Origin of the sequence: Sphingobium sp. V4 (assembly GCF_029590555.1) — a bacterium.
Taxonomy (GTDB): domain Bacteria; phylum Pseudomonadota; class Alphaproteobacteria; order Sphingomonadales; family Sphingomonadaceae; genus Sphingobium.
Map to the genome: position 1 here is coordinate 3,137,204 of NZ_CP081001.1, position 22,155 is coordinate 3,159,358.

Genomic DNA, 22,155 nt, shown 5'->3' on the forward strand with positions numbered 1-22,155 from the left:
GATGGTCGGCCGGTCGGCCGGCATCGCGGGGCGGCTGGGCCAGTTCGCCCTGCGCCTGATGCTGGCCCGCTACCTCATCGTCAGCATCGGCGCCCTGTGTGTCGATACCGCCCTGTTCCTGGCCTTGTCGCAATGGCTGATGCCGGCCGGATGGGCTGCGTTTCTGGGCTATGCCACGGGCCTGCTGGTCCATTGGTCGCTGTCGGTGCGCTTCGTCTTCGGCGACGGCGCCCGACCGCCCAGCCATGGCCAGCGCGCCAGCTTCGTCCTGAGCGGGCTGATCGGCCTGGCCCTGACCGTGGGCACGGTCTCGGCGCTCGGCGCCGTCGGCACGCCAGCCGCGCTGGCCAAGGCGATGGCCGTGCTGGTCAGTTTCACCACCGTCTATCTGGTGCGCAAACATGTCGTCTTCGCTCGCTCCTGAACCCGTCCTGCCGATCCGCAGCGGCGGATTGACGGCATCGACCGGACCACTCCTGCCGCTCGTCGGCATGTGGGCCGTCTACGCGGTCGCGATGCTGCTCGTGTTCCACGCGGAAATCGCGCAGCTGATGTTCATGGACACCGACGACGCCATGCGCCTGCAACAGGTGCGGGACTGGATCGGCGGGCAGGGCTGGTTCGACATCAGCCAGCACCGCATCAATCCGCCCACCGGCGGCCCGATGCACTGGTCGCGCCTGGTCGACATGCCGATCGCGGCGATCATCCTGCTTGCCCGTCCGCTGGTCGGGCAGCCGCTCGCCGAGATACTCGCCTGCGCCATCGTGCCACTGCTGACGCTCGGCGCGCTGTGCCTGGCGACGTTCCGGGCCGCACGGCTGCTGCTGACGCCGGTACCGGCCTTGCTCGTGATCGCGCTGCTGCTGCTCACCCCGACCATCCTGATCCAGTTCACGCCGATGCGGATCGATCATCATGGCTGGCAGATTTTGATGGCGACGATCGCGCTGGGCGGCGCACTCGATCCGCAGCGGGGGCGGGGCGGACTGCTCGCCGGGCTTGCGATCGCGACCTGGCTCCAGATTTCGACGGAGTCGCTGCCCTATGCCGCCCTGTTCGGCGCCCTGTTCGTCCTGCGTCATGTCATCGACGCCCGCGAAAGCGTCCGCCTGACCGCCTATGCCGCTGCCCTCGCGGGTGCCGCGCTGCTGCTGCTGCTCGTCACCCATGGAACGTCCGCGCTCGTCCAGTCGCAGTGCGACGGGTTGTCCGCCGTCTATGCGTGGCCGCTGGCGCTGTTCGCTCTGGTCGTGGTTGCCGGAAGCCGCTTTCCGGCCGGCGGCCATGCCGTCTCGCGCCTGATCGCGCCCGCCCTCGGCGGTATGGTCGCGCTCGGCGCACTGCTATGGCTCGGCGCGGACTGCCTGACCGCTGGTCCCTTCCACCAGCTTACGCCGCTGGCTTATGAACAATGGTATATGCGGGTGATGGAAGGACGGCCTCTGTGGGAACAGACGCTGTCGATCGCGGGCGTCAGCCTGCTGCCCTCGCTGTTAGGCCTGGGTGCGACGGTGGCGGCGGCATGGATGGCGCGGGACGCGGAGGCGCGGACGCAATGGCTGGTCATGGCGGCATTGCTGCTGGGCGCGCTGATCATGTCCGCCATGGTCATGCGCGCGATGACCGTCGCCCATGTCTTCGCGCTGCCCGGCACGGTCTGGCTGCTGGTCACACTGTTCCATCGCATCCGGGCGCTGGGCAGCGCTCCGCTGCGCGTGCTGATGTCGGTCGCGCTGGCGTTGCTGACCCCGGCCAGCCTGGCCTCCGTCTGGGCCACCCTTGCCGAATCGGCGGAACCCAGCGTGCCGATCAAGAAGGATAATTGTCGTTCACCAGCCACGCTGGCGCCGCTGCGCGCGCTGCCGCCATCGCTGCTGTTCGCGCCGCTCGACATCGGCCCGGACATATTGGTCCACACGGCCCATTCGGTCGTGGGCACGGGTCATCATCGCAATGTCATCGGCATCAACGCCGTCACCCATGCCTTCCTCGCCGCGCCGGACGATGCGCGCGCCGACGTGATGGGGGTGAAGGCCGGCCGGGGCGCCGACTATCTGGTGATGTGCGCCCGCATGAACGAAATTCTGCTCTACACGCAGAGCGGCCACGACAGCCTTGCCACCCGGCTTTCGCGCAACCAGACCCCCGACTGGCTGGAGCGGCTGCCCGCCACGCCGCCGCTGCGCATCTACCGCGTCAGGAAGGACTGAAGGCGAGCGCCACGCCGTTCATGCAATAGCGCTTGCCCGTGGGCCGTGGCCCGTCGTCGAACACATGGCCCAGATGCCCGCCGCAGCGCGCGCAATGCACTTCGGTGCGGGGATAGCCCAGCGCGAAGTCGCGGCTGGTGCCGACCGCCTTGGGCAGCGCCGCCCAGAAACTGGGCCAGCCGGTGCCGCTGTCGAACTTGGTCCTGGAACTGAACAGCCTCTGCCCGCAGCCGGCGCAGGAAAAGATGCCGGCGCGATGCTCCTTGTTGAGCGGGCTGCTCCCCGGATATTCGGTCGCTTCCTGCCGCAGCACCTTATAGGCCCAGGGGCTGAGCTTCCGGCGCCACTCGGCATCGGTCAGCCGGTAGGGATAGGCCGGTTCCGCCTGCGCGGGACCAAATCGCCACAGCGCCAGCGCAGCCGCGCCGGTCGCGACGCCACCCAGGAAATGCCGCCGGTTCATGGCGCGAGCCTTAACCGCATCAGCCTGTCGCGGGCCTGAACAGCGTCTTCCACCAGCGCCCGCCCGACTGCATCACATGGCGGCGGAACAGCAGGACGCCCACCCGGATGATGAGCGCGACGAACGTCGCCTGCCAGACCAGCGCGACGAGATGCGGCCACAAGGTCGCGTCCTGTGCGGCGCGGGCGATCATCGCGAAGGGCGAGCTGAAGGGGAAGATGCAGGCCGCGACCTCCGCCGGGGAACCCATGTGATCGACTGCATAGCTGGCGAAGAAGAAGATCAGCATCTGCCCCATGGTGATCGGCATGTTGAGCGTCTGCACCTCGCGCACCGTCGCCGCCTGCGCGCCGATCCCCAGGAACAGAGACCCGAGCAGCGTGTAGGCCATGGCGAAATAGAGTATCGCCAGCGCCAGGAAGACTGGCCAGCCCACCGCCGGCGCGGGCAGGGCGGTGGCGCCGCCCCCCAGCGCCAGGAAGATGGCGAAGGCGGTGCCGCCCCAGAAGGCGATGCCGACGAAGCTCATCGCCAGCATCGCCATCAGCTTGCCCAGGAAAATCGCGTCGATCGGCACGGCGGCTGCCAGTATCTCTATGATCTTGTTAGTTTTTTCCTCGACCAGATTGGACAGGATCATGCCCGCCAGCAAAATGGTGAGGAAGAACATCACCACCTGCGCGATGCGGCCGATCACCAGCCGCGCCTGCGCCTGCGCGCCCAGGCTGGTGGCGACCTCCTGCCGTTCGACCTGAACCAGGCGCAGCGTCCGCTCCGCCTTGGCCGCGCTGGAAATCAGGCTGAGGTCGCCCTGCAATCGGTCCAGATCCTGCGCCTTGCCGGTCAGCACCGGGTGGGAAATGGTGCCGGAAAGGATCGCCACCACTTCCGAATCGGCGCGGGCGAGCTGGACGCGGGGACTGGGCGTGGTCGGCACCCGCTGGAGCCGGGGCAGCGCCTGCTCGCCCATGCGCTCGGTCAGGCGCCGGTGCGCCCGTGCCAGCGCCGCGCTGTCCTGCGGCGCCATCGCGACGCCGACGATCGGGCGAAGGTCGGTGCTGGAGATTTTCTCGCCCAGCCCGCCGAAAGCGAAGCCGATCAGGATCGGCAGCAGCGGCCCGAGCAGGAACAATATGAAGGTGCGCGACAGCACGACGGCGGTGAAGTCCCGCCGCGCGATGACATAGGCGGCGCGCCACAATTCCTTCATGCGTCCTCCTCCGGCGCGTCATCCTGTTGCATCTGCTTCGCCGCCGCCGCGCCGGCGATGGCGACGAACGCGTCGTGCAGGCCGGGCCGCTCGATCGACAGGCTCTCGATTCCCGCCTGCCCGTCGATCAGCGCGCGCAGCAGCGGCTCGATCCCTTCGTCGGGCAGGGCGAAATGCCACGCGCCTTCCTCCGCCATGGTGTCGGGCGGCAGCGCGCGGCGCCAGCCGCCGTCGCTCGTGCGGGTGCGCAGGCGCACCTGCGCGCGCAGTTGGTCGCGGGCCTGCGCCGGCGTGCCCTCGAACCGGATGCGACCGCCCGCGATGATGGCGATGCGCTCGCACAGCCGCTCGGCATGGGCGATGACATGGGTGGAAAAGAGGATGGTGACGCCGTTTCGCGCCTGTTCGCGGATCAGCGCCTCCAGCTTCTCCTGGTTGATCGCGTCCAGGCCCGAAAAGGGCTCGTCCAGCACGATCAGGCGCGGCTGGTGGACGATGGTGCCGAACAGCTGCACCGTCTGGGCCATGCCCTTGGACAATTGCCGGATCGGCTTGTCGATCGACGCGCCCATGCCATGGCCCTCCAGCATCGCCTTCGCCCGCTCGCGCCCCAATTTCAGTGGCAGGCCGCGCAGCGCGCCCATGAAGGCGATCGCTTCAAACGCCTTCATCGACGGGTAGAGGCCGCGTTCCTCCGGCAGGTAGCCGACCGCGCGCGCCATGCGCAGCGGCTGCTCCGCGCCCAGCAGGCGGCGATGCCCCTCGTCCGGGTCGACGATGCCCAGCAGCGTGCGCAGCAACGTGGTCTTGCCCGCGCCATTGGGGCCGAGGACGCCATAGATGGATCCGGCGGGCACCGCGATGTCGACCCCGTCGACCGCGCGGAAACTGCCGAATGTCTTGACAAGCCCATGGCCTTCGACGGCATAGGCGGGGTTCGGGGCGGCCGCTGGAGCGGAGGACGATGCCGGAGTGTCGCCGATCATCCCGCCCTGATAGTCTGGACCCATGCCCGTGGAAACCGAAACCTTGGCCGAAACCCTGGAACAGCGGCTGAAGGCGCAGGCGCTGCGGCTGGGCTTCGCCGCCTGCCGCATCGCGCCCGCCGATGTCGCGCCCAGGGCTGGGGAAAGGCTGCGCCAGTGGCTGGATGCAGGCCATCATGGCGACATGCTGTGGATGGAGGAACGCGCGCAGCAGCGCGGGTCGCCCAAAGCGCTGTGGCCCGACGTGCGCAGCGTCATCATGCTGGGGATGAGCTATGCGCCGGGGCGCGATCCGCTGGCGCTGGCGGACGTGCCGGACCGGGCGCGCTTTTCGGTCTATGCGCAGGGCAAGGATTATCATGACGTCGTCAAGAAGGCATTGAAGGCGCTCGCCCGCTGGCTGGTGGAGCAGCAGCCCAGCGCGTTGAAGGTCTTCGTGGATACCGCGCCGGTGATGGAAAAGCCGCTGGCACAGGGCGGGGGACTGGGCTGGCAGGGCAAGCACAGCAACCTCGTCAGCCGCGACCATGGCAGCTGGCTGTTTCTGGGGGCGATCTATAGCGAACTGGCGCTGGAGGCCGACGGGCCGGAGCGCGACCATTGCGGCAGTTGCACCGCCTGCCACGCCGCCTGCCCAACCGATGCCTTCCCGGCGCCCTATATGGTGGATGCGCGGCGTTGCATCTCCTACCTCACCATCGAGCATAAGGGGCCGATCCCGGAGGAGCTGCGCGCCGGGATCGGCAACCGCGTCTATGGCTGCGACGATTGTCTGGCGGTCTGCCCGTGGAACAAGTTCGCCGATACGGCGGCGGCCAACCGGGCCTTCGTCGGCCGGGCGGAACTGGCCGCGCCCGCAATCGGCGACCTGCTCGATCTGGACGACGCCACCTTCCGCGAGATTTTCTCCGGCTCCCCGATCAAGCGCATCGGCCGCAACCGCCTGGTCCGCAACGCCGCCATCGCGGCAGGCAATAGCGGCGACGCAAGGCTGCTGGGCCGGTTGCAGGCGCTGGTGCAAGACGAAGACCCGGTGGTTGCGGAGGCTGCGCGATGGGCGATTGGCAAGCTGTCGGGCTAAGGCGGCGCGGTCGGTCCTCCGCTTGCGACCAGAGGCGGACAGTCAAGCGCGGTGCGACGCCGCTCGAACGCGGCCATCCCATATTACCGTCACCCCAGCGACCCGAAGGGCGGCCGAAGGCCAACGCGGGAACCGCTCGCCTGACCTCGCCGCGCGCGCAGCTTTGGGCAGATGGCCCTGCTTCCGGATGATCGAAATTTCGCGCGGAAACACCAAAGATGCGGAACAAGAAAATGGCGCCCCCGGTTCGCCCATCCTATTCCCCTTCCAATGTAGGATTTCCTCTGATCTATCCTGTGCGATGGATCAGCACGTCTTCCCCCGTCCATGATGACCCCGCCGACGCGCAGCCGTGACCCACATGACGCGTCGCTGGCACGCGACAGGCGCGTCATCGTGACCCACCCGACGCGCAAGAGGCGCGTCACCGGCGCGTGGATGACGCGTGGGTGGCGCGACCTTGCCCAAAAACCCAAGAAATGCGTCGGGAAAAATACCAGCGACGGTGTGAACTTCGCCACCGTGACCCTGTCGGTGCGCCTATTTCGCCTGCAACGCGGTCGCGCAGGCGGCCGGATCGACATCCGTTCCCGACGGCGACCGGGCATCGACATGCGTCACCACCGGCTCCTTCCCCCGCGCCGGGGCGTAGAGATAGGCGTCCAGCACGCAGCGGCCATTGGCGAATTGCAGCTTGCGCACGGTCGTCTCGCGAATGTCGAGCCGGGGCGCGCCGAACATCTGCGTCAGCCTGCGCGCGTCCGATCCCAGCAGCGGCCCCTGTTTCAGGAAAGCGCTGGCGGGCGGGCCGGGCGGGGGCGCGACCGGCGCGCCGGGCGGGACGATCGTGCCCGCCCCGCAGGCGGCCAGCGGCAGCGCCAGCAGCGCGGCGAAGCCGGAGCGCAAGCTCATGCGGAGGTCTTTCGTCCAAGCAGCATATGGACCGCCATAGCCGCGCTGAAGATCGGCGCAAGCAGGTTGGCGACCGGCACCAGGAAGAATATCGCCGAAACGAGGCCCATGAGCCACCGGCCGCTGCGCGACAAGGGCGGCAGGGCGGGATGACGCGGCTCGACCATGTCGGCCATGTCGCGGCCGAGCAGATAGGCGTTCAGCGCCAGGAACAGCCCGATCGTCCCCACCCCCGTCACCATCAGCAGGATATAGGCAGGCAGGGCGGCGATGTTCCAGCCGATCGTGCGGCCGATCGAGCGGAGCGCGAAGCGCAGGCTGCGCGCCCAGCCGACCGGCCGGGCGTCGGCATGGGGATAATCGGCGCGTTCGACCGCCTCGATGATGTCGTCGGCGAACAGGCCCATCACCGCCATCGCCGTCGCCCGGAACAGCAGCCATCCCGCCGCGACCAGGATCAGCGCGGTCGCGCCGGCCTCCGCAGCGCCGCCCCAGGCCCCGTTCGCCCCCCAGCCGAAATGCAGCCGCAGCGCATGGAGCGCGGCCCACAGCGCGGCGGCGAGCAGGGCGAACAGCAGCAGCGTCAGGATCAGCGTCTTGCCCATCAGGCGCAGCGCGGCGCCGTGGAAGATGGACGGAAAGGCGCGCAGGGCGGCGGTCAGGACCATGGCCCTGCTATCCTCCCGCCCGGCTCCCCCGTCAATCGGCGCGCGGTCGATCGGCGCCGTTGCATGGCGCTGCCCGGCCCGATAAAGACGGCGAAATTTTATTGGCTTCACCAGACAAGGATATTGCGTGACCGCTTCCGCACCCGCTCTTGACGTCGTCGCGATCGGCAACGCCATCGTCGACGTTCTCGCCCGCAGCGACGACGCCTTCCTGGCCGAACATGCGCTGACCAAGGGCGGGATGCAGCTGATCGACGCCGCCATGGCCGAAACCCTTTATGCCGACATGCCCCAGGCAAAGGAAATCAGCGGCGGGTCGGCCGCCAACACGCTGGCGGGGCTGGCCGCGCTGGGCAAGAAATGCGGCTTCATCGGCCAGGTCAACGATGATCAGCTGGGCGCGGTGTTCGCGCATGACGTGCGCGCGCTCGGCATCCGCTTCGACACGCCGGTGATGAGCGGTGACGTGCCGACCGCGCGCTGCCTGATCCTGGTGACGCCCGACGCGCAGCGGACGATGAACACCTTTCTGGGCGCGTCGCAGTTCCTGCCCGAAGCGGCGCTCGACCTCGACATGATCCGCTCGGCCGGCATCCTCTATCTCGAAGGCTATCTGTGGGACCCCGAGCAGCCGCGCGCGGCGATGCGGGCGGCGATCGACGCAGCGCGCGGCGCGGGCCGCAAGGTCGCCTTCACCCTGTCCGACAATTTCGTGATCGACCGGCATCGCGCCGACTTCATCGACCTGATCGACAATGGCCGGATCGACATCCTCTTCTCCAACGAAGGCGAGATCCAGTCGCTCGCGCAGGTCGATGATTTCGAAGCGGCGCTGGCCCGCTTCGCCGACAAGGTGCCGGTGCTGGTGTCGACCCGCAGCGAAAAGGGCGCGGTCGCCATCGTCGGGGGCGTGCGCCATGAAGCGCCCGCCGCGCCGGTCTCGCAGATCATCGACACGACCGGCGCTGGCGACCTGTTCGCCTCGGGCTTCCTTGCCGCCCATATCGACGGCCGCAGCGTCGCCGACGCGCTGGCGCTGGGCGCGGCCGCGGCGGCCGAAGTGATCTCGCACTGGGGCGCGCGCCCCGAAGAGGATCTGGGCGTGATCCGCGACAGGCTGTTCGCCTGATGCACGAAGGCCCGCTTCTCCCTTGAGAGGCGGGCCTTTCGCTCAGTCCGCCTTCTGCTTGCGGAACAGGGCGCGGTCGTCCGACCCGAAGCCCCAGCGCCAGATGACCAGGCCATAGGCGGCCAGGATCGCCCAGATGCCGACCGCCAGCTCGACCCATTCCAGGCGCGGCGGCAGTGCGACGAAGCCGGCGCCGACGATGCAGGCGACACCCGCCGCGCTCATCAGCGGCCAGCGCCAGGCGTTGATCGGCGCGCCCAGCAGGCGCGAAAGCAGCCGCGCCTTGACGAAGGCGCCCACGCCCAGCGCCAGACACAGCGCCAGCGCCGGCGCCGCCGCGACCCACATCACCGGCAGGTCCATCTCCCGCGCGGCCAGGATCAGCGCAAAGCTGAACCCCGCCTGCAACCCGATCATGACGAGCGAGATCATCAGGTTGCGGTGGCGGGCGATATAGACCAGTGCCGATTCGCTGACCACCGCCGTCGCCGCGACGACTTCGGCCAGCAGCAGGAAGGCGAGCGCCCCGGTGCCGCCGACGAAATGCGGCCCGACCAGGCCCATCACCGCTTCGCCGGGAATGCCCAGCGCCAGCGCGATGCCCGCCTGGGCGGCGATGATCCAGAATCCGACCTGGCTGACCTGCTTGGCGATCGCCGCGAGATTCTTTTCAGCGAGGTTCCGGGTAATGACCGGCCCCAGGATCGGGTCGAAGCTGGTCTTCAATTTCTGCGGCAGCGACGCGACCTGCTGCGCCACATAATAGATGCCGATCACCGCCGGGCTGACGAAGAGGCCCAGGATCGCCATGTCGAGCCGGCGCGATCCCCATTCGACGCCGTCCGCCGCGGCGAGCGGCAGGTTGCGGCGCGCCAGCCGCCAGAGCCGGCCGCGATCGGGTCGCCAGCCGCGCGGCCGGCCATAATGGCGCGCCAGCGGAATGATGGACGCCACCAGCGCGGCGATCATCGACACCGCATAGGCCAGGATCAGGCCGTCGCGGGTCGAATAGAAGGCGAAGGCGAAGGCGCCGATGCTGATCGTCCAGGGCTCGATGATCGATCGCGCCCGCACGGTCGCGCCGACATCGAAGCGATAGGCGCAGGCCGCCAGCGCCACGTCTGATCCTGCCACCGCGATGACCACCAGCGCCAGCAGCCGGTCGAGGCCGTTGACGTTGCTGTTGGGGAACATCGCGTGGGGGAAGGCGACGAGGATCGCCGATCCGATCAGCGCCGCGAGCAGGGTGACGATCATGGCGTCGGTCACGACATGGGCATGAGGTCGCTCGGTCTGGCTGAGCGCTCCGGCAAGGCCGCGCTTCAGTCCCAGCGTCGCGATCTGGGCGACGAATTCCACCACCAGCACGGCATAGGCGAAGCGCCCCAGCGCATCGGCGCCATACCAGCGACCGGCGATGAACAGGAAGGGCAGGCGCGCGGCGAGGCGCAGCAGGAAGCCGAAGACATTGGTCCGCCCGCCCTTGGCCAGGGCGGCGATGTCATCCCGCTCCTGGGCAGGCCCATCCTGGGCCAGACCGTGGGGCAATGATGCCTCCCTCGCCGAAATCGCCTCTTCTCCCTGCGTCATTGGTTCGTATCGATTCTAGATGTTATGCAGCGAATGCGCGACGGCTCATTCGGGCCGCAGCGGGCGGGCCAGCAGCGCGTCGATGACCTGGCCCAACGGCGCAGCGTCGGCCAGCAGAGCGCACACCGCCTCCACCACCGGCATTTCCACCCCCGCCGCGCGCGCGGCGTCGCGCAGCACCGGCGCGGTATGCGCGCCTTCCGCCACGGTGCGGCGGTTGGACAGCAGGTCGGCCGCGCTCGCCCCTTCGCCCAGCCCCTTGCCCAGCGAGAAGTTGCGCGAATTGGTCGAAGAACAGGTCAGGACGAGATCGCCCAGGCCCGAAAGGCCGCCCAGCGTTTCCGCCCGCGCGCCGCGCGCCAGGCCGAAGCGGGTCATTTCGGCGAACCCGCGCGAAATAAGCGCCGCGCGGGCATTCAGGCCAAGCCCTGCTCCTTCGGCCACGCCGCAGGCGATGGCGAGCACATTCTTGACCGCGCCGCCAATCTCCGCGCCGATCACGTCGTCGGACAGATAGGGGCGGAAGGAGGGGCGGGCGATGCGGGCGGCCAGCCGATGGCCGAGTTCCTTGTCCTCGCAGGCGAGCGTGATGGCGGTCGGCAGCCCCTTGGCGACTTCATGCGCGAAGGTCGGGCCGGACAGCACGGCGATGGGCGAGCCGGGCTGTGCCTGCTGCGAGACTTCGGACATGAGCAGGCTGGAGCCTGCCTCTATCCCTTTGGAGCAGAGCACGAGCGGCACGCCGGCGGGCGCTTGCGCCACCACGCTGCGCAGATGCTGGGCCGGGCTGACCACCAGTAGCATCTCGCATGTTCCCAGGTCCGTCATCGCGCCAGTGGCGCGGATCGAGGGCGAAAGCGGGATATTGGGCAGGTAGAGCGGATTTCCGTGCCCGCGATTGATCGCGTCGACCACGTCCGGCTCCAGCGCCCACAGCGCCACGTCCTGACCGTCGCTGGCCAGCAGTTGCGCCAGAGCCGTGCCCCAGGCGCCCGCGCCGATGACTCCCGCCTTCATGCCTTCACGCCCCTCATGCCTTGACTCCGGCGCCACGCGCCTTTTCCGCCGCCGGGTCGAGCGGCCAGCGCGGCCGGGCGGGAACGGTAAGATCGTCGACCAGCCCCGCTGCATAGCGCTCGGCCCCGGCCCAGGCGATCATCGCCGCATTGTCGGTGCACAGCCACAGCGGCGGCGCGACGAAGGGCAGGCCATGATCGGCGGCGAGCCGTTCGAGCGCGGCGCGGATCGGCTGGTTCGCGGCGACGCCGCCCGCCACGACCAGCGCGGTCACGCCCTCGCTCCGCCCCAGCGCGCGGCGGGTGCGGTCGATCAGACAGTCGATCACCGCCTGCTGGAAGGAGGCGGCAATGTCTTCGGTGGAATATTGGCCGGACTGGACCGCGCGCATCACCGCGCTCTTGAGGCCCGCGAAGGAGAAATGCGGTTCGGCCGTGCCGACCAGCGGCCGCGGCAGCGGCACCGCTTTCGCATTGCCAAGCGCCGCCGCCTTTTCCACCTGCGGGCCGCCGGGATAACCGAGGCCCAGCAGCTTGGCGGTCTTGTCGAAGGCTTCGCCCGCCGCATCGTCGATCGTGGTGGCGAGCCGGGCATAGTCGCCCGGCCCCTTCACATGAAGCAGCTGGCAATGGCCGCCCGACACGAGCAGCAGCAGATAGGGGAATTGGAGCGTCGGGTCGGCCAGCCGTGGCGACAGCGCATGGCCCTCCAGATGGTTGACCGCCACCAGCGGCTTGCCCGCCGCATGGGCCAGCGCCTTGCCGGTGACGAGGCCGACCATCACGCCGCCGATCAGGCCCGGCCCGGCGGTGGCGGCGATGACGTCCACCTCGCCAAGCGTCATCTTCGCATCAGCCAGCGCCGCCTCGATCAGCGGGCTGAGCGCTTCTACATGGGCGCGGGCGGCGATTTCGGGCACGACGCCGCCATAGGGGCGGTGCGCCTCTTCCTGCGTCGCGAGTCGATGCGCGAGAATCCGGCCGTCGGCCGTCACCAGCGCCGCCGCGGTTTCGTCGCAGCTCGATTCCAGGCCGAGGATGATTGTCATTGCCGCTTCCATCTAATGGTCGTGGCCATTAGAGCAAGCCGCATATGCTTTTCACCGATCGATCGTTGCGCCTGGGCACCAGGGGATCGCCGCTGGCGCTGGCCCAGGCCCATATGGCCGCGCAGGCCTTGCGCGCCGCCCATGGCTGGGGCGAGGACGCCATCGAAATCGTCACCGTACAGACCAGCGGCGACCGGATACAGGATCGCGCGCTGGCCGAGATTGGCGGCAAGGCGCTGTGGACCAAGGAACTGGACCGCGCACTGTTTGCGGGCGAGATCGACTTTGCGGTGCACAGCATGAAGGATGTGGAGACGCTGCGCCCGCAGGCTTTCCGCATCGCCGCGATGCTGCCGCGCGCCGATGTGCGCGACAAGCTGGTCGGCGCGAAGAGCTTCGCCGCGCTGCCGGCCGATCCGCTGGTCGGCACCAGTTCGCCGCGCCGCGCTGCGCAGGTGAAAAGGTTGCGGCCCGACGCCGCCATCACCCTGTTCCGCGGCAATGTGGCGACGCGCCTCGCCAAGCTGGCGGCGGGCGAGGTTCATGCCACGCTGCTGGCGGCGGCGGGGCTCGACCGGCTGGACCAGGGCGAAGTCGGCACGCTGATCCCGATCGAGACGATGTTGCCCGCCCCGTCGCAGGGGGCGGTGGGGATAGAGGCGCTGGCCGACAACCGCCCGGTGCTGGAAGCATTGGCGGCGATCGACGACCGGGCCACCCATGACGCGGTGATGGCGGAACGGGCGGTGCTGCGCGGGCTCGGCGGCACCTGCCATTCGCCGATCGCGGCGCTGGCGCTGGTGGAGGGCGACGGCATCTTCCTGCGTGCCGAGATCATCAGCCCGGACGGTGCCGAGACGGTACGGGAAGAAGCCCGGCTGGCACGCGGGGACGAGGCGGCGGCCGAGGCGATCGGCCGGCTGCTGCTCGATCGGGCCAGCCCGGCCCTGCGATCCCTGTTCGTGGGTTCCGGGCCGGGGGCGTGAGGCGCGTCCTGATCCTGCGGCCCGAGCCGGCGGCGGGCAGGACGGCGGCCAGGGCGGCGACGCTGGGGATGGACGCGCGTGTGCATCCGCTGTTCGCGCCGCAGCCGGTCGACTGGACCCCGCCGCCGATCGACAATTTCGATGCCCTGCTGCTCACCAGCGCCAATGGGGCGCGGCTCGCCGGGGCGGAGCTGGCGCGCTACCGGGGGCTGCCCGCCTATGCGGTCGGCGCGGCGACCGCGCAGGCGCTTTACGACGCAGGCTTTGCCGCCGTGAACATCGGGGCCGGCGACGGCAGCGCCATCGCGGCGCGGATCGCCGCCGACGGGCATGAACGGGTGCTGCATCTGGCCGGCACCACCGTCGCGCCGATGGCGTCGGGCACGCTCCGGATCAGCCGGGTCGCGGTCTACAGCATGGCCAGCCTGCCGCCCGATCCCGCCCTGCCGGACGACGCCGTGGCGGGATCGATCCTGTTGGTCCATTCCCCGCGCGCGGGGGAAAGGCTGGCGGCGCAGTTGCCGGAGGCACGGCGCGCAGCGCTGCACCTCGTCGCGATCAGCCCGGCGGCGCTGGCCGCCTGCGGTCCGGGCTGGGCCAGCGCGCAGGCGCCCGCCCGTCCGCAGGATGACGAGATGCTGGCCCTCGCCCTGCGTTTGTGCGAAGGACATGCGCAATGACGGACGAAAGGGTCAGCATGAGCGACGGGGATGGGGTGGGCAGCACGACCGTGACGCCGCCCCCTGAGCGCCGCCGCAGCCTTTTGCCCATGCTGATCCTGATGCTGCTGGCCTTTGCCCTGGGGGTCGCGCTGACCGTCTGGGCCTGGCCTCAGGTCCAGCGCCGCTGGGGCACGCCGCAGGTTCAGCCCGTCGCCAGCCTGCCCATGCCGGGCGGCTCCATGGCCACCGTACAGCCGCGCCCGCTGACCGCCGATGCGGCGCAGATGCTCGACGGCCGCGTCGTCCAGCTGGAGGAGCGGCTGACCCGCATCACGGTGGAGGCACAGGCGGCGTCGGCCAATGCGGCGCGCGCCGAAGGGCTGCTGGTCGCCTTCGCCGCGCGGCGCGCGCTCGATAATGGCGCGCCGCTCGGCTATATCGAAGGGCAGTTGCGGCTGCGTTTCGGTCAGGCGCAGCCCCGCGCCGTCGCCACCATCATCAATGCCGCGCGCGAACCGGTGACGCTGGAGGATCTGCGCGCCGGGCTGTCCGATATCGGCCATGCGCTGACGACGCCGCCCGCCGATGCGGGCTGGTGGACGGCGCTGGAGCATGAGGCGCGCGCGCTGGTCACGATCCGCAAGGCGTCCACGCCCTCGCCCCGGCCCGAGGCGGCCTATGACCGTGCGCTGCGCTATCTCGCCGGGGGGCGGGTAAGCGCCGCGCTGGCCGAGGTGGAACATATGCCGGGCCGGTCCGTTGCCGAACGCTGGGTGCAGATGGCCCGGCGCTACATGGAAGCCCGCCGCGCACTCGACCTGATCGAGACCGCCGCGATCCTGGAACCGCGCACCCTGCGCAGCACGGAGGGCGCGCCGGTCGCCCAGACATCGCCGCTCGCGCCCTGAACCCCTGTCACAAACGACGAATCGTTGATCCCGTGAGTTGAAACCGATGGACGTGTCGGGCGTTTGTCACGACAATGTCATCTTTTCCGCTCCGGCACGCCGGTGCGGGGTCCAGGGATATTCGTCGTCGTGCCGCCTTACGCCCAATCTGTCAGCACATTCTGGAAGGATCGCCTCGCGCCGGGGCCACGCGCTGCCGCGCTTCCTCCGGTGCAACAGTTGCTGGGCAATTTGTCGGTGCCCTTCGACCTCGCGCGGACGAAAGCGCAGGCGGCGATGCTGGCCGACGGTATGCGCGGCGACGGGCGCAGCATCTTGCTCATACCCGGCCTGCTGGCGTCGGAACAGCGCATGGGCTGGCTGCGCGATATCCTGGCCGCCGCCGGTTATGATGCCCATGACTGGGGGATGGGGCGCAATTTCGGTCCGAAACCCGACAGTCTCGACCGGATCGACCGCTGCGTCGACGCGATCCGCGAGAAGAGTGGCGGCCCGGTGACGCTCGTCGGCTGGAGCCTGGGCGGCCTCTATGCCCGCGAATATGCGAAGTTCGCTTGCGCCAAGGTCGGCGGCGTGGTCACGATGGGCACGCCCTTCTCCGGCGACCCGCGCGCCAACCATGCCTGGCGCCTCTATCAGCTCGTGTCGGGCTTCCCGGTCGACCGCCCGCCCTTTCCCTGCACCCGCGAGGAAAAGCCGCCAGTGCCGACCGTTGCGCTCTGGTCGCGACGCGACGGCGTGATCCTGCCGGAATGCGCCAGGGGGCGCGCTGGCGAGCGCGACCGCGCGATCGAGGTCGACTGCACCCATATGGGCTTCGCCGCCGCACCCGAAGGCATCGCCGCCGTCGGCAAGGCGCTGGAGGCGATCCGGTCCTGAACGCGACCGCCGGTGGCGCCTTATCGGCCCAACCGCGCCAACGCTTCGTCCCGCCCGATCAGCGGCAATAACTGCGCCATGTCCGGCCCATGATCCAGCCCGGTGAGCGCCCGGCGGAGCGGCAGGAACAATGCCTTGCCCTTGCGCCCCGTCTCGTCTTTCAGCGCCCCGGTCAACGTGCGCCAGATTTCGGCGTCGAAGGGCGCGTCCGACAGGATGCGATGCGCGGCGGCGAGGAAATCGCGATCCGCCGCGTCCGGTGACGGCGCGTCGAACGGCCCGGTGACGATGCGCCACCAGTCGGCTGCGCCCGCGACCGTCTCCAGATTGGGGCGGATCGCGGCCCAGGCGGCTTCATCGACGCCTGCGGGCAGCCGATCGGCGACGGCGTCGTAGGGCAGGAGATGGACGATCTTCTGGTTCAGGCTTGCCAGTTCGCCCTCGTCGAAGCGCGCGGGCGCGCGGCCGAAATGACCGAAGTCGAAACTGTCGATCAGTGGCTGCATGTCCGCAAACGGCTCGACGGGCATCGAACTACCCAGCCGCGCCAGCAGAGACGCGATCGCCATCGGCTCCAGCCCGATCTCGCGGAAATGGGCGACGCCCAGCGATCCCAGCCGCTTGGACAGCTTGCCTTCGCTGCCGGTCAGCAGCGCCTCATGCGCGAACTGCGGCAGCGACGCGCCTAGCGCGGCGAACATCTGGATCTGGGTTGCGGTGTTGGACACATGATCCTCGCCGCGCAGCACATGGGTGACGCCCATGTCGACATCGTCGATGACCGATGGGAGCATGTAGAGCCAGCTGCCGTCGGCGCGGCGGATGACGGGATCGGACAGCAATCTGGGATCGAAGCGCTGCTCGCCCCGGATCAGGTCGGTCCAGACGATCGGCCGGTCATGGTCCAGTTTGAAACGCCAGTGCGGCGTGCGGCCTTCTGCTTCATGGGCCGCGATCTGGTCGGCGGTCAGCGACAGTGCGGCGCGGTCATAGACGGGCGGCAGCCCGCGGCCGAGCAGGATCTTGCGGCGCAGGTCCAGTTCCTGGCTCGTCTCATAGGCCGGATAGACATGGCCGGACGCCCTGAGCGCCTCGAACCGCGCCTCATAGAGGGCGAAGCGCTCGGACTGCTTCTCCTCGCCGTCCTGGTTGAGGCCGAGCCAGGCCAGGTCCGCCTTGATCGATTCGGCATATTCGGGGCGCGAACGCTCCAGGTCGGTATCGTCCAGACGCAGCAGGAAGCGGCCGCCGGACTTCCTCGCCCACAGCCAGTTGTGGAGCGCGGCGCGGATATTGCCGACATGGAGATGGCCGGTCGGAGAGGGGGCGAAGCGGGTGATGACGGTCATGAATATCCCTACGCCGTTCGCCCTGAGCCTGTCGAAGGGCTGCACTTTTTTTCAAGAAAGAACAGGGCTTCGACAGGCTCAGCCCGAACGGTCTTCAAACTCAGATGGTCCGAAAACCGTTGGTGATCGGATAGCGGCGGTCGCGGCCGAAATTGCGGATGCCCAGCTTCACGCCCGGCGGCGACTGGCGGCGCTTATATTCGGCGATATAGAGCAGCCGCTCGATCCGCGCGACAGTCTCCTTCTCGAAGCCGCGCCCGACCAGTTCGTCGACCGACAATTCCTCCTCGACCAGGCCGTAGAGGATCGGATCCAGTATCTCATAGGGCGGCAGGCTGTCGTCGTCGCGCTGGTTGTCGCGCAATTCGGCGCTCGGCGGCTTGGTGATGACGCGCTCGGGCATCACCGGACCGGCCGGGCCATAGCCAAGCCCAAGCGACGGCACATTCTCGTTGCGCCAGCGGCACAGGTCGAAGACGGTCGTCTTGTAGGCGTCCTTCAGCACCGAATAGCCGCCCGCCATGTCGCCATAGATGGTGGCATAGCCGACCGACATCTCGCTCTTGTTGCCGGTGGTGAGCAGCATATGGCCATATTTGTTGGACAGGGCCATCAGCGTCACGCCCCGGATGCGCGACTGGATATTCTCCTCGGTCAGGTCGCGCGCACGGCCCTCGAAGACGGAGGCGAGCATCGTGTCGAACGCCGCGACGGCGGGTTCGATCGGGATGCTGTCATACCGGACGCCGAGCAGGCGCGCGCACGCGACCGCATCGTCCAGGCTCTCCTGGCTCGTGAAGCGCGACGGCATCATCACGCACCACACGCGGTCGGCGCCCAGCGCATCGACCGCGACGGCGGCGGAGAGCGCCGAATCGATGCCCCCTGAAAGCCCCAGCACCACGCCCGGAAAGCGGTTGCGGTTCACATAGTCGCGCAGGCCCAGCACCATGGCGTTGTAGATGTCGGCCGGGCGGTCATCCAGTTCATGCTTTTCGCCGGGCAGGCAGACCCACTGGCCGTCCCACTTTTCCCAGCTGGTCAGCACCAGCGCCTCCTCCCAGTCGGGCAATTGCTGCGCCAGGCTGAAATCGGCGTTCATGACGAAGGAGGCGCCGTCGAACACCAGCTCGTCCTGACCGCCGACGCGGTTCAGATAGATGAGCGGCAGGCCGGTTTCGCGCACGCGCGTGCCCGCCACGGCGTTCAGCCGACGATCGTCCTTGTCCACTTCATAGGGGCTGCCATTGGGGCTGATCAATATTTCCGCGCCCTCGGCCCGAAGATGCGCGGTGACGAAGGGAAACCAGATATCCTCGCAGATCGGCACGCCGATCTTCACGCCCCGGAAGTCGATCGGCGCGGGCAGGGGGCCGGGGGCGAACAGGCGCTTTTCGTCGAATGTCCCGTAATTGGGCAACTCGCGCTTCTGCCGGATTGCGGTGACGGCGCCATTTTCCAGCAGCGCGACGACATTGAACAGCACCCCTTGCGAGGCGACGACGGTGCCGACCAGCATCGCCGGGCCGCCATCGGCGGTCTCCTGCGCCAGCCGGTCCAGCTGGTAATTGGCCTGCGTGACCAGCGCGGGCTTAAGCACGAGATCCTCGGGCGGATAGCCGATCAGCTGGAGTTCGGGATAGACGATCAGGTCCGCGCCCCTGGCCCGGTCGCGCCATGCCAGCATGGCGTCGGCATTGGCCTTCAGGTCGCCCACGGACTGGGTCATCTGCGCGAGCGCGATCACGAGTTTGTCGGTCATGTGCCGCGCCCTAGTCCATTTTTAAGGCTGGCGCAAAAGCGCCTTTCCACATCGGACCGGCGCCGCTAAAGGGGCCGCGTTTCGCGCATCGTCACCAATTCGTCACAGGGGTTTTCTTCATGAAACTCATGACCGGCAATTCCAACAAGCCGCTTGCGGCCGCCATCGCCGACTATATCGAAATCCCCCTGACCGACGCCAGCGTCCGCCGCTTTGCGGACGAGGAAGTTTTCGTTGAAATTCATGAGAATGTCCGTGGCGAGGACGTGTTCGTGATCCAGTCGACGGCCTATCCGACCAACGACAATCTGATGGAATTGCTGATCATGATCGATGCGCTCAAGCGCGCGTCGGCCAAGCGAATCACCGCCGTCGTCCCCTATTTCGGCTATGCCCGCCAGGACCGGAAGCCCGGCCCCCGCACCCCGATCAGCGCCAAGCTGGTCGCCAACCTCATCACCACCGCCGGGGCCGACCGTGTCCTCTCGGTCGATCTGCACGCCGGGCAGATCCAGGGCTTCTTCGACATTCCGACCGACAATCTGTTCGGCGCGCCGGTGATGTCGGCCGACATCCAGGCCCGCTTCGGCGACAGGAACATCATGGTCGTGTCGCCTGACGTCGGCGGCGTGGTGCGCGCGCGCGCGCTGGCCAAGCGGCTCGACAACGCCCCGCTCGCCATCGTCGACAAGCGCCGCGAGCGCGCCGGCGAATCCGAAGTCATGAACATCATCGGCGACGTGAAGGGCCGCTTCTGCATCCTGATCGACGATATCGTCGATTCGGCCGGCACGCTCTGCAACGCCGCCGCCGCACTCAAGGCGGCTGGCGCCGAGGATGTCATTGCCTATGTCAGCCATGGCGTGCTGTCGGGCGGCGCGGTCGCCCGCGTCGAGGCGTCGGAGTTGCTGGAACTGGTCATCACCGACTCGATCCAGGGCACCGACGCGGTGATCGGCGCCCAGCGCATCCGCCACCTGCCCATCGCCCCCCTGCTGGGCGAAGCGATCAAGCGCATCGCCGACGAAAGCTCGGTCTCCAGCCTGTTCGACTAGAAGGACATAGGGCTGGCGGCGCCTGTCGGTCGCCAGCCTGTCAGATCGGGGAAGATCTTTCAGCCGTCGGACCGGTTCCGGCGGCTTTTTCGTTGTACCTCAATGCGTCGGGATCAGGATCAGGGGCAGCGCGAACACCAGCGCCAGCCCAGTGATGATCCGCTGGCCGCGCGACACGCCCAGCGGCCGATCGCGCCAGATCATCGGGCAGGCGAGCAGCGCGCAGAGGATCAGCATATTGGCGATCGTCGCCGATCCGCCGACGGGCAGATCCTGCCGCAGGGCGAGGCCCGCGAACAGGCAGATGAAGCTCAATATCCAGCCGACCAGCGCCATGACCATCCCTTTCCGGCCCCAAGCTAGAAGGGCGGGGTTTCGGAAGGCTTAACTGATCGGCACCCAGGGATCATAGCTGCCGAAGCTCCAGACATTGCCCTCCGGGTCGAGCGCGGTATAGCCGCGCCCCGGATAGCCGTCATTGTCGCTCGGCTCCTGCACCACCACCGCGCCTTCGTTGCGGGCATGGAGGCAATGGGCGTCGGGATCGGGCACGACGACATAGACGCACCCCGTCACCCCGCCCAGGTCGCGCGCCGTCGACCAGGTGAAGAGCGATTCGCCTTCCATGTCCTTGACGCTGCCCAGCATCACCATGCCCCGCCCCTGTTCTGGCCCCAGCACCAGTTGCGCATGATGGATGATGCCGGGATCGTGATCGTCGGGATAGACGGCGTGGCGGGTGAAGCCGAAGGCGTCGCACAGAAAGTCGATGGCGGCGGGCGCATCGGCGTAGCGCAGGCAGGGAATCGCGGGCGAACCGGGCATCTTTCCTCTCCCCCCGCATCCGGCTTGTCGGATTCGGGACGCGGCCAGTCTAGCGCAGCCCGTCCCGACGGGCTAGGCGAAGCAGCCATGACGACCCGCGACGACCTGGCCCTTGCCAACCGCCTTGCCGATGCCGCCGCTGCGGCCATCCGCCCCTTTTTCCGCGCCCGCTATGATCTGGAGATCAAGGCGGACAAGTCGCCGGTGACGGAGGCCGATCGCGCTGCCGAAGCCGCGATCCGCGCGATCCTGGAACAGGAACGCCCCGGCGACGGCATCATCGGCGAGGAATATGGATCGGTGCGCGAGGATGCCGAGCGGGTGTGGATTCTCGATCCGATCGACGGGACGCGCAGCTTCATCGCCGGGCGGCCGATCTTCGGCACGCTGATCGCGCTGACCCAGGGCGGCTGGCCGACGATCGGCATCATCGACCAGCCGATCGCGCGGGAACGCTGGGCCGGGATGGCAGGCCAGCCGACGACCTTCAACGGCGCGCCGGTCCGCACCCGCGCGTGCAAGGGACTGGAGGGGGCAGGGATAGCCACCACCAGCCCCCACCTGTTCGCGGATGGCGACGTGCCGCACTATATGGCGCTGGTCGCCGCCGTGTCCGGCGGGTCGCCGCGCCAGGGGCCGGTCTATGGCGGCGACTGCTATAATTATGGCCTGCTGGCGTCGGGCTTTCTCGACATCGTGATCGAATCGGGCCTCCAGAGCTATGACTTCGCCGCGCTGGTGCCGGTGGTCGAGGGCGCGGGCGGCCTGATGTGCGACTGGAATGGCGAGCCGCTGACGGCGGAGAGCGAGGGCCATGTGCTGGCGCTGGGCGATCCGGCGCGGCTGGAGGATGTGCTGGAGGCGATCCATCAGGGCGCGCCTGACCATGCCCATGACCATCATTGATCGCCGCAAACGCCGTACCTGACGGCGGCCACATCCCACAGGATCGCGCCGCCGATTGCCGGGTCACGCCCTGATCGGGCCTCCGATCGACCAGACATGGCCGAACGGATCGATCAGCTGGCCGTAGCGCGCGCCCCAGAACTGATTGTCGAGCGGGAAGCGAACCTTCGCCCCGGCGTCCAGCGCCCGGCTCCACCAGGCATCGGCGTCGTCCACCTCCAGGTGCAGCGTCGTCCCCGCTGGCGGTGGCACCGGTTCGCCCGCCGTCATCTCGTGAAAATGATCGTTCAGCATCAGCGGCCCGTCATTGATGATGAGGTGGGCGTGCATGATCCGCACGCCATCCTCGGCCATGTGCCGGGTCTGCTCGGTCGCGCCGAAGGCGGCCTTGTAGAAATCGATCGCGTCGGCTGCCTTGCCGTCGCCGATGGTGAGATGGGCGGTGACGCCCGGCATGGCGAAGGGAGTCTCGCTCATGGCCCTCTCCTTTTTCGAGTCGGTGTCCG

23 protein-coding genes are annotated in these 22,155 nt (G+C 68.6%); 10 read left to right on the plus strand and 13 right to left on the minus strand.

Translation table 11 applies throughout. The annotated features are described in order from the left end of the window. The first annotated feature begins 1 nt into the window (after position 1). Together K3M67_RS15525 and K3M67_RS15530 are read left to right on the plus strand one after the other, a co-directional pair. Positions 2–424: a GtrA family protein gene (locus K3M67_RS15525; RefSeq protein WP_066864780.1), complete on the plus strand. Its 423-nt coding sequence runs from the start codon at positions 2–4 to the stop codon at positions 422–424. Continuing rightward, positions 402–2,213 carry a hypothetical protein gene (locus K3M67_RS15530; protein ID WP_285831921.1) on the plus strand — a complete coding sequence of 604 codons (1,812 nt, stop codon included), beginning with the start codon at positions 402–404 and terminating at the stop codon, positions 2,211–2,213. The genes K3M67_RS15525 and K3M67_RS15530 overlap by 23 nt, the downstream gene beginning before the upstream one ends. On the opposite strand, the gene msrB is transcribed toward K3M67_RS15530, so the two are convergent. Genes msrB through K3M67_RS15545 form a run of 3 tightly spaced genes read right to left on the minus strand, consistent with a single transcriptional unit; the run spans position 2,200 to position 4,872 of the window. Beyond that, the gene (msrB, locus tag K3M67_RS15535) at positions 2,200–2,676 is read right to left on the minus strand and encodes a peptide-methionine (R)-S-oxide reductase MsrB (protein WP_066864777.1); all 477 of its coding nucleotides are present in this window, start codon (positions 2,674–2,676) and stop codon (positions 2,200–2,202) included. The two genes, K3M67_RS15530 and msrB, sit on opposite strands and share 14 nt — an antisense overlap. A 19-nt stretch (positions 2,677–2,695) precedes the next feature. Continuing rightward, a complete protein-coding gene (locus K3M67_RS15540) occupies positions 2,696–3,886 on the minus strand; it encodes an ABC transporter permease (RefSeq protein WP_066864774.1) in 1,191 nt (396 codons plus the stop codon). Beyond that, entirely contained in the window at positions 3,883–4,872 is a 990-nt protein-coding gene (locus tag K3M67_RS15545) for an ABC transporter ATP-binding protein (protein WP_285832954.1), read from the minus strand. The genes K3M67_RS15540 and K3M67_RS15545 overlap by 4 nt, the downstream gene beginning before the upstream one ends. Positions 4,873–4,927: 55 nt before the next feature. Here K3M67_RS15545 and queG point away from each other — a divergent pair, with 55 nt between their 5' ends. Continuing rightward, entirely contained in the window at positions 4,928–5,953 is a 1,026-nt protein-coding gene (queG, locus tag K3M67_RS15550) for a tRNA epoxyqueuosine(34) reductase QueG (protein WP_502958907.1), read from the plus strand. A gap of 540 nt (positions 5,954–6,493) precedes the next feature. Here queG and K3M67_RS15555 read toward each other — a convergent pair. Both K3M67_RS15555 and K3M67_RS15560 read right to left on the minus strand, forming a co-directional pair. Next, complete coding sequence (locus K3M67_RS15555; RefSeq protein WP_066864769.1) at positions 6,494–6,865, minus strand: hypothetical protein; 372 nt, start codon at positions 6,863–6,865, stop codon at positions 6,494–6,496. Continuing rightward, positions 6,862–7,533: an EI24 domain-containing protein gene (locus K3M67_RS15560; RefSeq protein ID WP_285831923.1), complete on the minus strand. Its 672-nt coding sequence runs from the start codon at positions 7,531–7,533 to the stop codon at positions 6,862–6,864. Before K3M67_RS15560 ends, K3M67_RS15555 begins: the two co-directional genes overlap by 4 nt. A gap of 127 nt (positions 7,534–7,660) precedes the next feature. Between K3M67_RS15560 and K3M67_RS15565 the strand changes: the two genes are divergently transcribed. After that, the gene (locus K3M67_RS15565) at positions 7,661–8,662 is read left to right on the plus strand and encodes an adenosine kinase (RefSeq protein ID WP_066864762.1); all 1,002 of its coding nucleotides are present in this window, start codon (positions 7,661–7,663) and stop codon (positions 8,660–8,662) included. 42 nt (positions 8,663–8,704) lie between these two features. Here K3M67_RS15565 and K3M67_RS15570 read toward each other — a convergent pair whose 3' ends face one another. The 3 genes from K3M67_RS15570 to tsaD are packed head-to-tail and all read right to left on the minus strand — an operon-like array spanning position 8,705 to position 12,317. Then, the gene (locus K3M67_RS15570) at positions 8,705–10,252 is read right to left on the minus strand and encodes a lipopolysaccharide biosynthesis protein (RefSeq protein WP_443018179.1); all 1,548 of its coding nucleotides are present in this window, start codon (positions 10,250–10,252) and stop codon (positions 8,705–8,707) included. Between the two features lie 45 nt (positions 10,253–10,297). After that, complete coding sequence (locus K3M67_RS15575) at positions 10,298–11,269, minus strand: NAD(P)H-dependent glycerol-3-phosphate dehydrogenase (protein WP_285831924.1); 972 nt, start codon at positions 11,267–11,269, stop codon at positions 10,298–10,300. Between the two features lie 13 nt (positions 11,270–11,282). After that, on the minus strand, positions 11,283–12,317 hold the full coding sequence (gene tsaD / locus K3M67_RS15580) for a tRNA (adenosine(37)-N6)-threonylcarbamoyltransferase complex transferase subunit TsaD (protein WP_066865305.1): 1,035 nt from the start codon (positions 12,315–12,317) through the stop codon (positions 11,283–11,285). Positions 12,318–12,361: 44 nt separating this feature from the next. Between tsaD and hemC the strand changes: the two genes are divergently transcribed. The 4 genes from hemC to K3M67_RS15600 all read left to right on the plus strand — a co-directional run bounded on the left by hemC (position 12,362) and on the right by K3M67_RS15600 (position 15,752). Continuing rightward, positions 12,362–13,303 (plus strand): hydroxymethylbilane synthase, encoded by a 942-nt coding sequence (gene hemC, locus K3M67_RS15585; RefSeq protein WP_285831925.1) that lies wholly within the window; start codon positions 12,362–12,364, stop codon positions 13,301–13,303. Continuing rightward, entirely contained in the window at positions 13,300–13,983 is a 684-nt protein-coding gene (locus K3M67_RS15590) for a uroporphyrinogen-III synthase (RefSeq protein WP_066864753.1), read from the plus strand. Before hemC ends, K3M67_RS15590 begins: the two co-directional genes overlap by 4 nt. Further along, positions 13,980–14,873 carry a hypothetical protein gene (locus K3M67_RS15595; RefSeq protein WP_232313895.1) on the plus strand — a complete coding sequence of 298 codons (894 nt, stop codon included), beginning with the start codon at positions 13,980–13,982 and terminating at the stop codon, positions 14,871–14,873. The genes K3M67_RS15590 and K3M67_RS15595 overlap by 4 nt, the downstream gene beginning before the upstream one ends. A 129-nt stretch (positions 14,874–15,002) precedes the next feature. Further along, a complete protein-coding gene (locus K3M67_RS15600) occupies positions 15,003–15,752 on the plus strand; it encodes an esterase/lipase family protein (RefSeq protein WP_285831926.1) in 750 nt (249 codons plus the stop codon). A 20-nt stretch (positions 15,753–15,772) separates the two neighbouring features. Here K3M67_RS15600 and gltX read toward each other — a convergent pair whose 3' ends face one another. Continuing rightward, positions 15,773–17,101, minus strand: coding sequence for a glutamate--tRNA ligase (gene gltX, locus K3M67_RS15605; protein ID WP_285831927.1), 1,329 nt, complete (start codon positions 17,099–17,101; stop codon positions 15,773–15,775). Positions 17,102–17,201: 100 nt separating this feature from the next. Next, positions 17,202–18,863, minus strand: coding sequence for an NAD+ synthase (locus tag K3M67_RS15610; protein WP_066864744.1), 1,662 nt, complete (start codon positions 18,861–18,863; stop codon positions 17,202–17,204). A 119-nt stretch (positions 18,864–18,982) separates the two neighbouring features. Here K3M67_RS15610 and K3M67_RS15615 point away from each other — a divergent pair, with 119 nt between their 5' ends. Beyond that, on the plus strand, positions 18,983–19,918 hold the full coding sequence (locus tag K3M67_RS15615; protein ID WP_066864741.1) for a ribose-phosphate pyrophosphokinase: 936 nt from the start codon (positions 18,983–18,985) through the stop codon (positions 19,916–19,918). A 99-nt stretch (positions 19,919–20,017) separates the two neighbouring features. Here K3M67_RS15615 and K3M67_RS15620 read toward each other — a convergent pair whose 3' ends face one another. Both K3M67_RS15620 and K3M67_RS15625 read right to left on the minus strand, forming a co-directional pair. Next, positions 20,018–20,254 (minus strand): hypothetical protein, encoded by a 237-nt coding sequence (locus K3M67_RS15620; protein WP_066865299.1) that lies wholly within the window; start codon positions 20,252–20,254, stop codon positions 20,018–20,020. A gap of 48 nt (positions 20,255–20,302) precedes the next feature. Next, complete coding sequence (locus K3M67_RS15625) at positions 20,303–20,743, minus strand: VOC family protein (protein WP_066864738.1); 441 nt, start codon at positions 20,741–20,743, stop codon at positions 20,303–20,305. Positions 20,744–20,830: 87 nt separating this feature from the next. On the opposite strand from K3M67_RS15625, the gene K3M67_RS15630 reads away from it, so the two are divergent. After that, positions 20,831–21,649 carry an inositol monophosphatase family protein gene (locus K3M67_RS15630; RefSeq protein ID WP_285831928.1) on the plus strand — a complete coding sequence of 273 codons (819 nt, stop codon included), beginning with the start codon at positions 20,831–20,833 and terminating at the stop codon, positions 21,647–21,649. Between the two features lie 63 nt (positions 21,650–21,712). On the opposite strand, the gene K3M67_RS15635 is transcribed toward K3M67_RS15630, so the two are convergent. Beyond that, entirely contained in the window at positions 21,713–22,126 is a 414-nt protein-coding gene (locus tag K3M67_RS15635) for a VOC family protein (RefSeq protein ID WP_066864732.1), read from the minus strand. Positions 22,127–22,155 lie beyond the last annotated feature (29 nt).

Coding starts and splice junctions, on each gene's coding strand:
- K3M67_RS15545 (WP_285832954.1), bottom strand. CDS start 4,872: ATGATCGGCGACACTCCGGCATCGTCCTCCGCTCCAGCGGCCGCCCCG.
- K3M67_RS15635 (WP_066864732.1), bottom strand. CDS start 22,126: ATGAGCGAGACTCCCTTCGCCATGCCGGGCGTCACCGCCCATCTCACC.
- K3M67_RS15610 (WP_066864744.1), bottom strand. CDS start 18,863: ATGACCGACAAACTCGTGATCGCGCTCGCGCAGATGACCCAGTCCGTG.
- K3M67_RS15555 (WP_066864769.1), bottom strand. CDS start 6,865: ATGAGCTTGCGCTCCGGCTTCGCCGCGCTGCTGGCGCTGCCGCTGGCC.
- K3M67_RS15525 (WP_066864780.1), top strand. CDS start 2: ATGGTCGGCCGGTCGGCCGGCATCGCGGGGCGGCTGGGCCAGTTCGCC.
- hemC (WP_285831925.1), top strand. CDS start 12,362: ATGCTTTTCACCGATCGATCGTTGCGCCTGGGCACCAGGGGATCGCCG.
- K3M67_RS15570 (WP_443018179.1), bottom strand. CDS start 10,252: ATGACGCAGGGAGAAGAGGCGATTTCGGCGAGGGAGGCATCATTGCCC.
- K3M67_RS15595 (WP_232313895.1), top strand. CDS start 13,980: ATGACGGACGAAAGGGTCAGCATGAGCGACGGGGATGGGGTGGGCAGC.
- K3M67_RS15620 (WP_066865299.1), bottom strand. CDS start 20,254: ATGGCGCTGGTCGGCTGGATATTGAGCTTCATCTGCCTGTTCGCGGGC.
- K3M67_RS15560 (WP_285831923.1), bottom strand. CDS start 7,533: ATGGTCCTGACCGCCGCCCTGCGCGCCTTTCCGTCCATCTTCCACGGC.
- msrB (WP_066864777.1), bottom strand. CDS start 2,676: ATGAACCGGCGGCATTTCCTGGGTGGCGTCGCGACCGGCGCGGCTGCG.
- tsaD (WP_066865305.1), bottom strand. CDS start 12,317: ATGACAATCATCCTCGGCCTGGAATCGAGCTGCGACGAAACCGCGGCG.
- K3M67_RS15530 (WP_285831921.1), top strand. CDS start 402: ATGTCGTCTTCGCTCGCTCCTGAACCCGTCCTGCCGATCCGCAGCGGC.
- K3M67_RS15625 (WP_066864738.1), bottom strand. CDS start 20,743: ATGCCCGGTTCGCCCGCGATTCCCTGCCTGCGCTACGCCGATGCGCCC.
- gltX (WP_285831927.1), bottom strand. CDS start 17,101: ATGACCGTCATCACCCGCTTCGCCCCCTCTCCGACCGGCCATCTCCAT.
- K3M67_RS15575 (WP_285831924.1), bottom strand. CDS start 11,269: ATGAAGGCGGGAGTCATCGGCGCGGGCGCCTGGGGCACGGCTCTGGCG.
- K3M67_RS15540 (WP_066864774.1), bottom strand. CDS start 3,886: ATGAAGGAATTGTGGCGCGCCGCCTATGTCATCGCGCGGCGGGACTTC.
- K3M67_RS15630 (WP_285831928.1), top strand. CDS start 20,831: ATGACGACCCGCGACGACCTGGCCCTTGCCAACCGCCTTGCCGATGCC.
- K3M67_RS15615 (WP_066864741.1), top strand. CDS start 18,983: ATGAAACTCATGACCGGCAATTCCAACAAGCCGCTTGCGGCCGCCATC.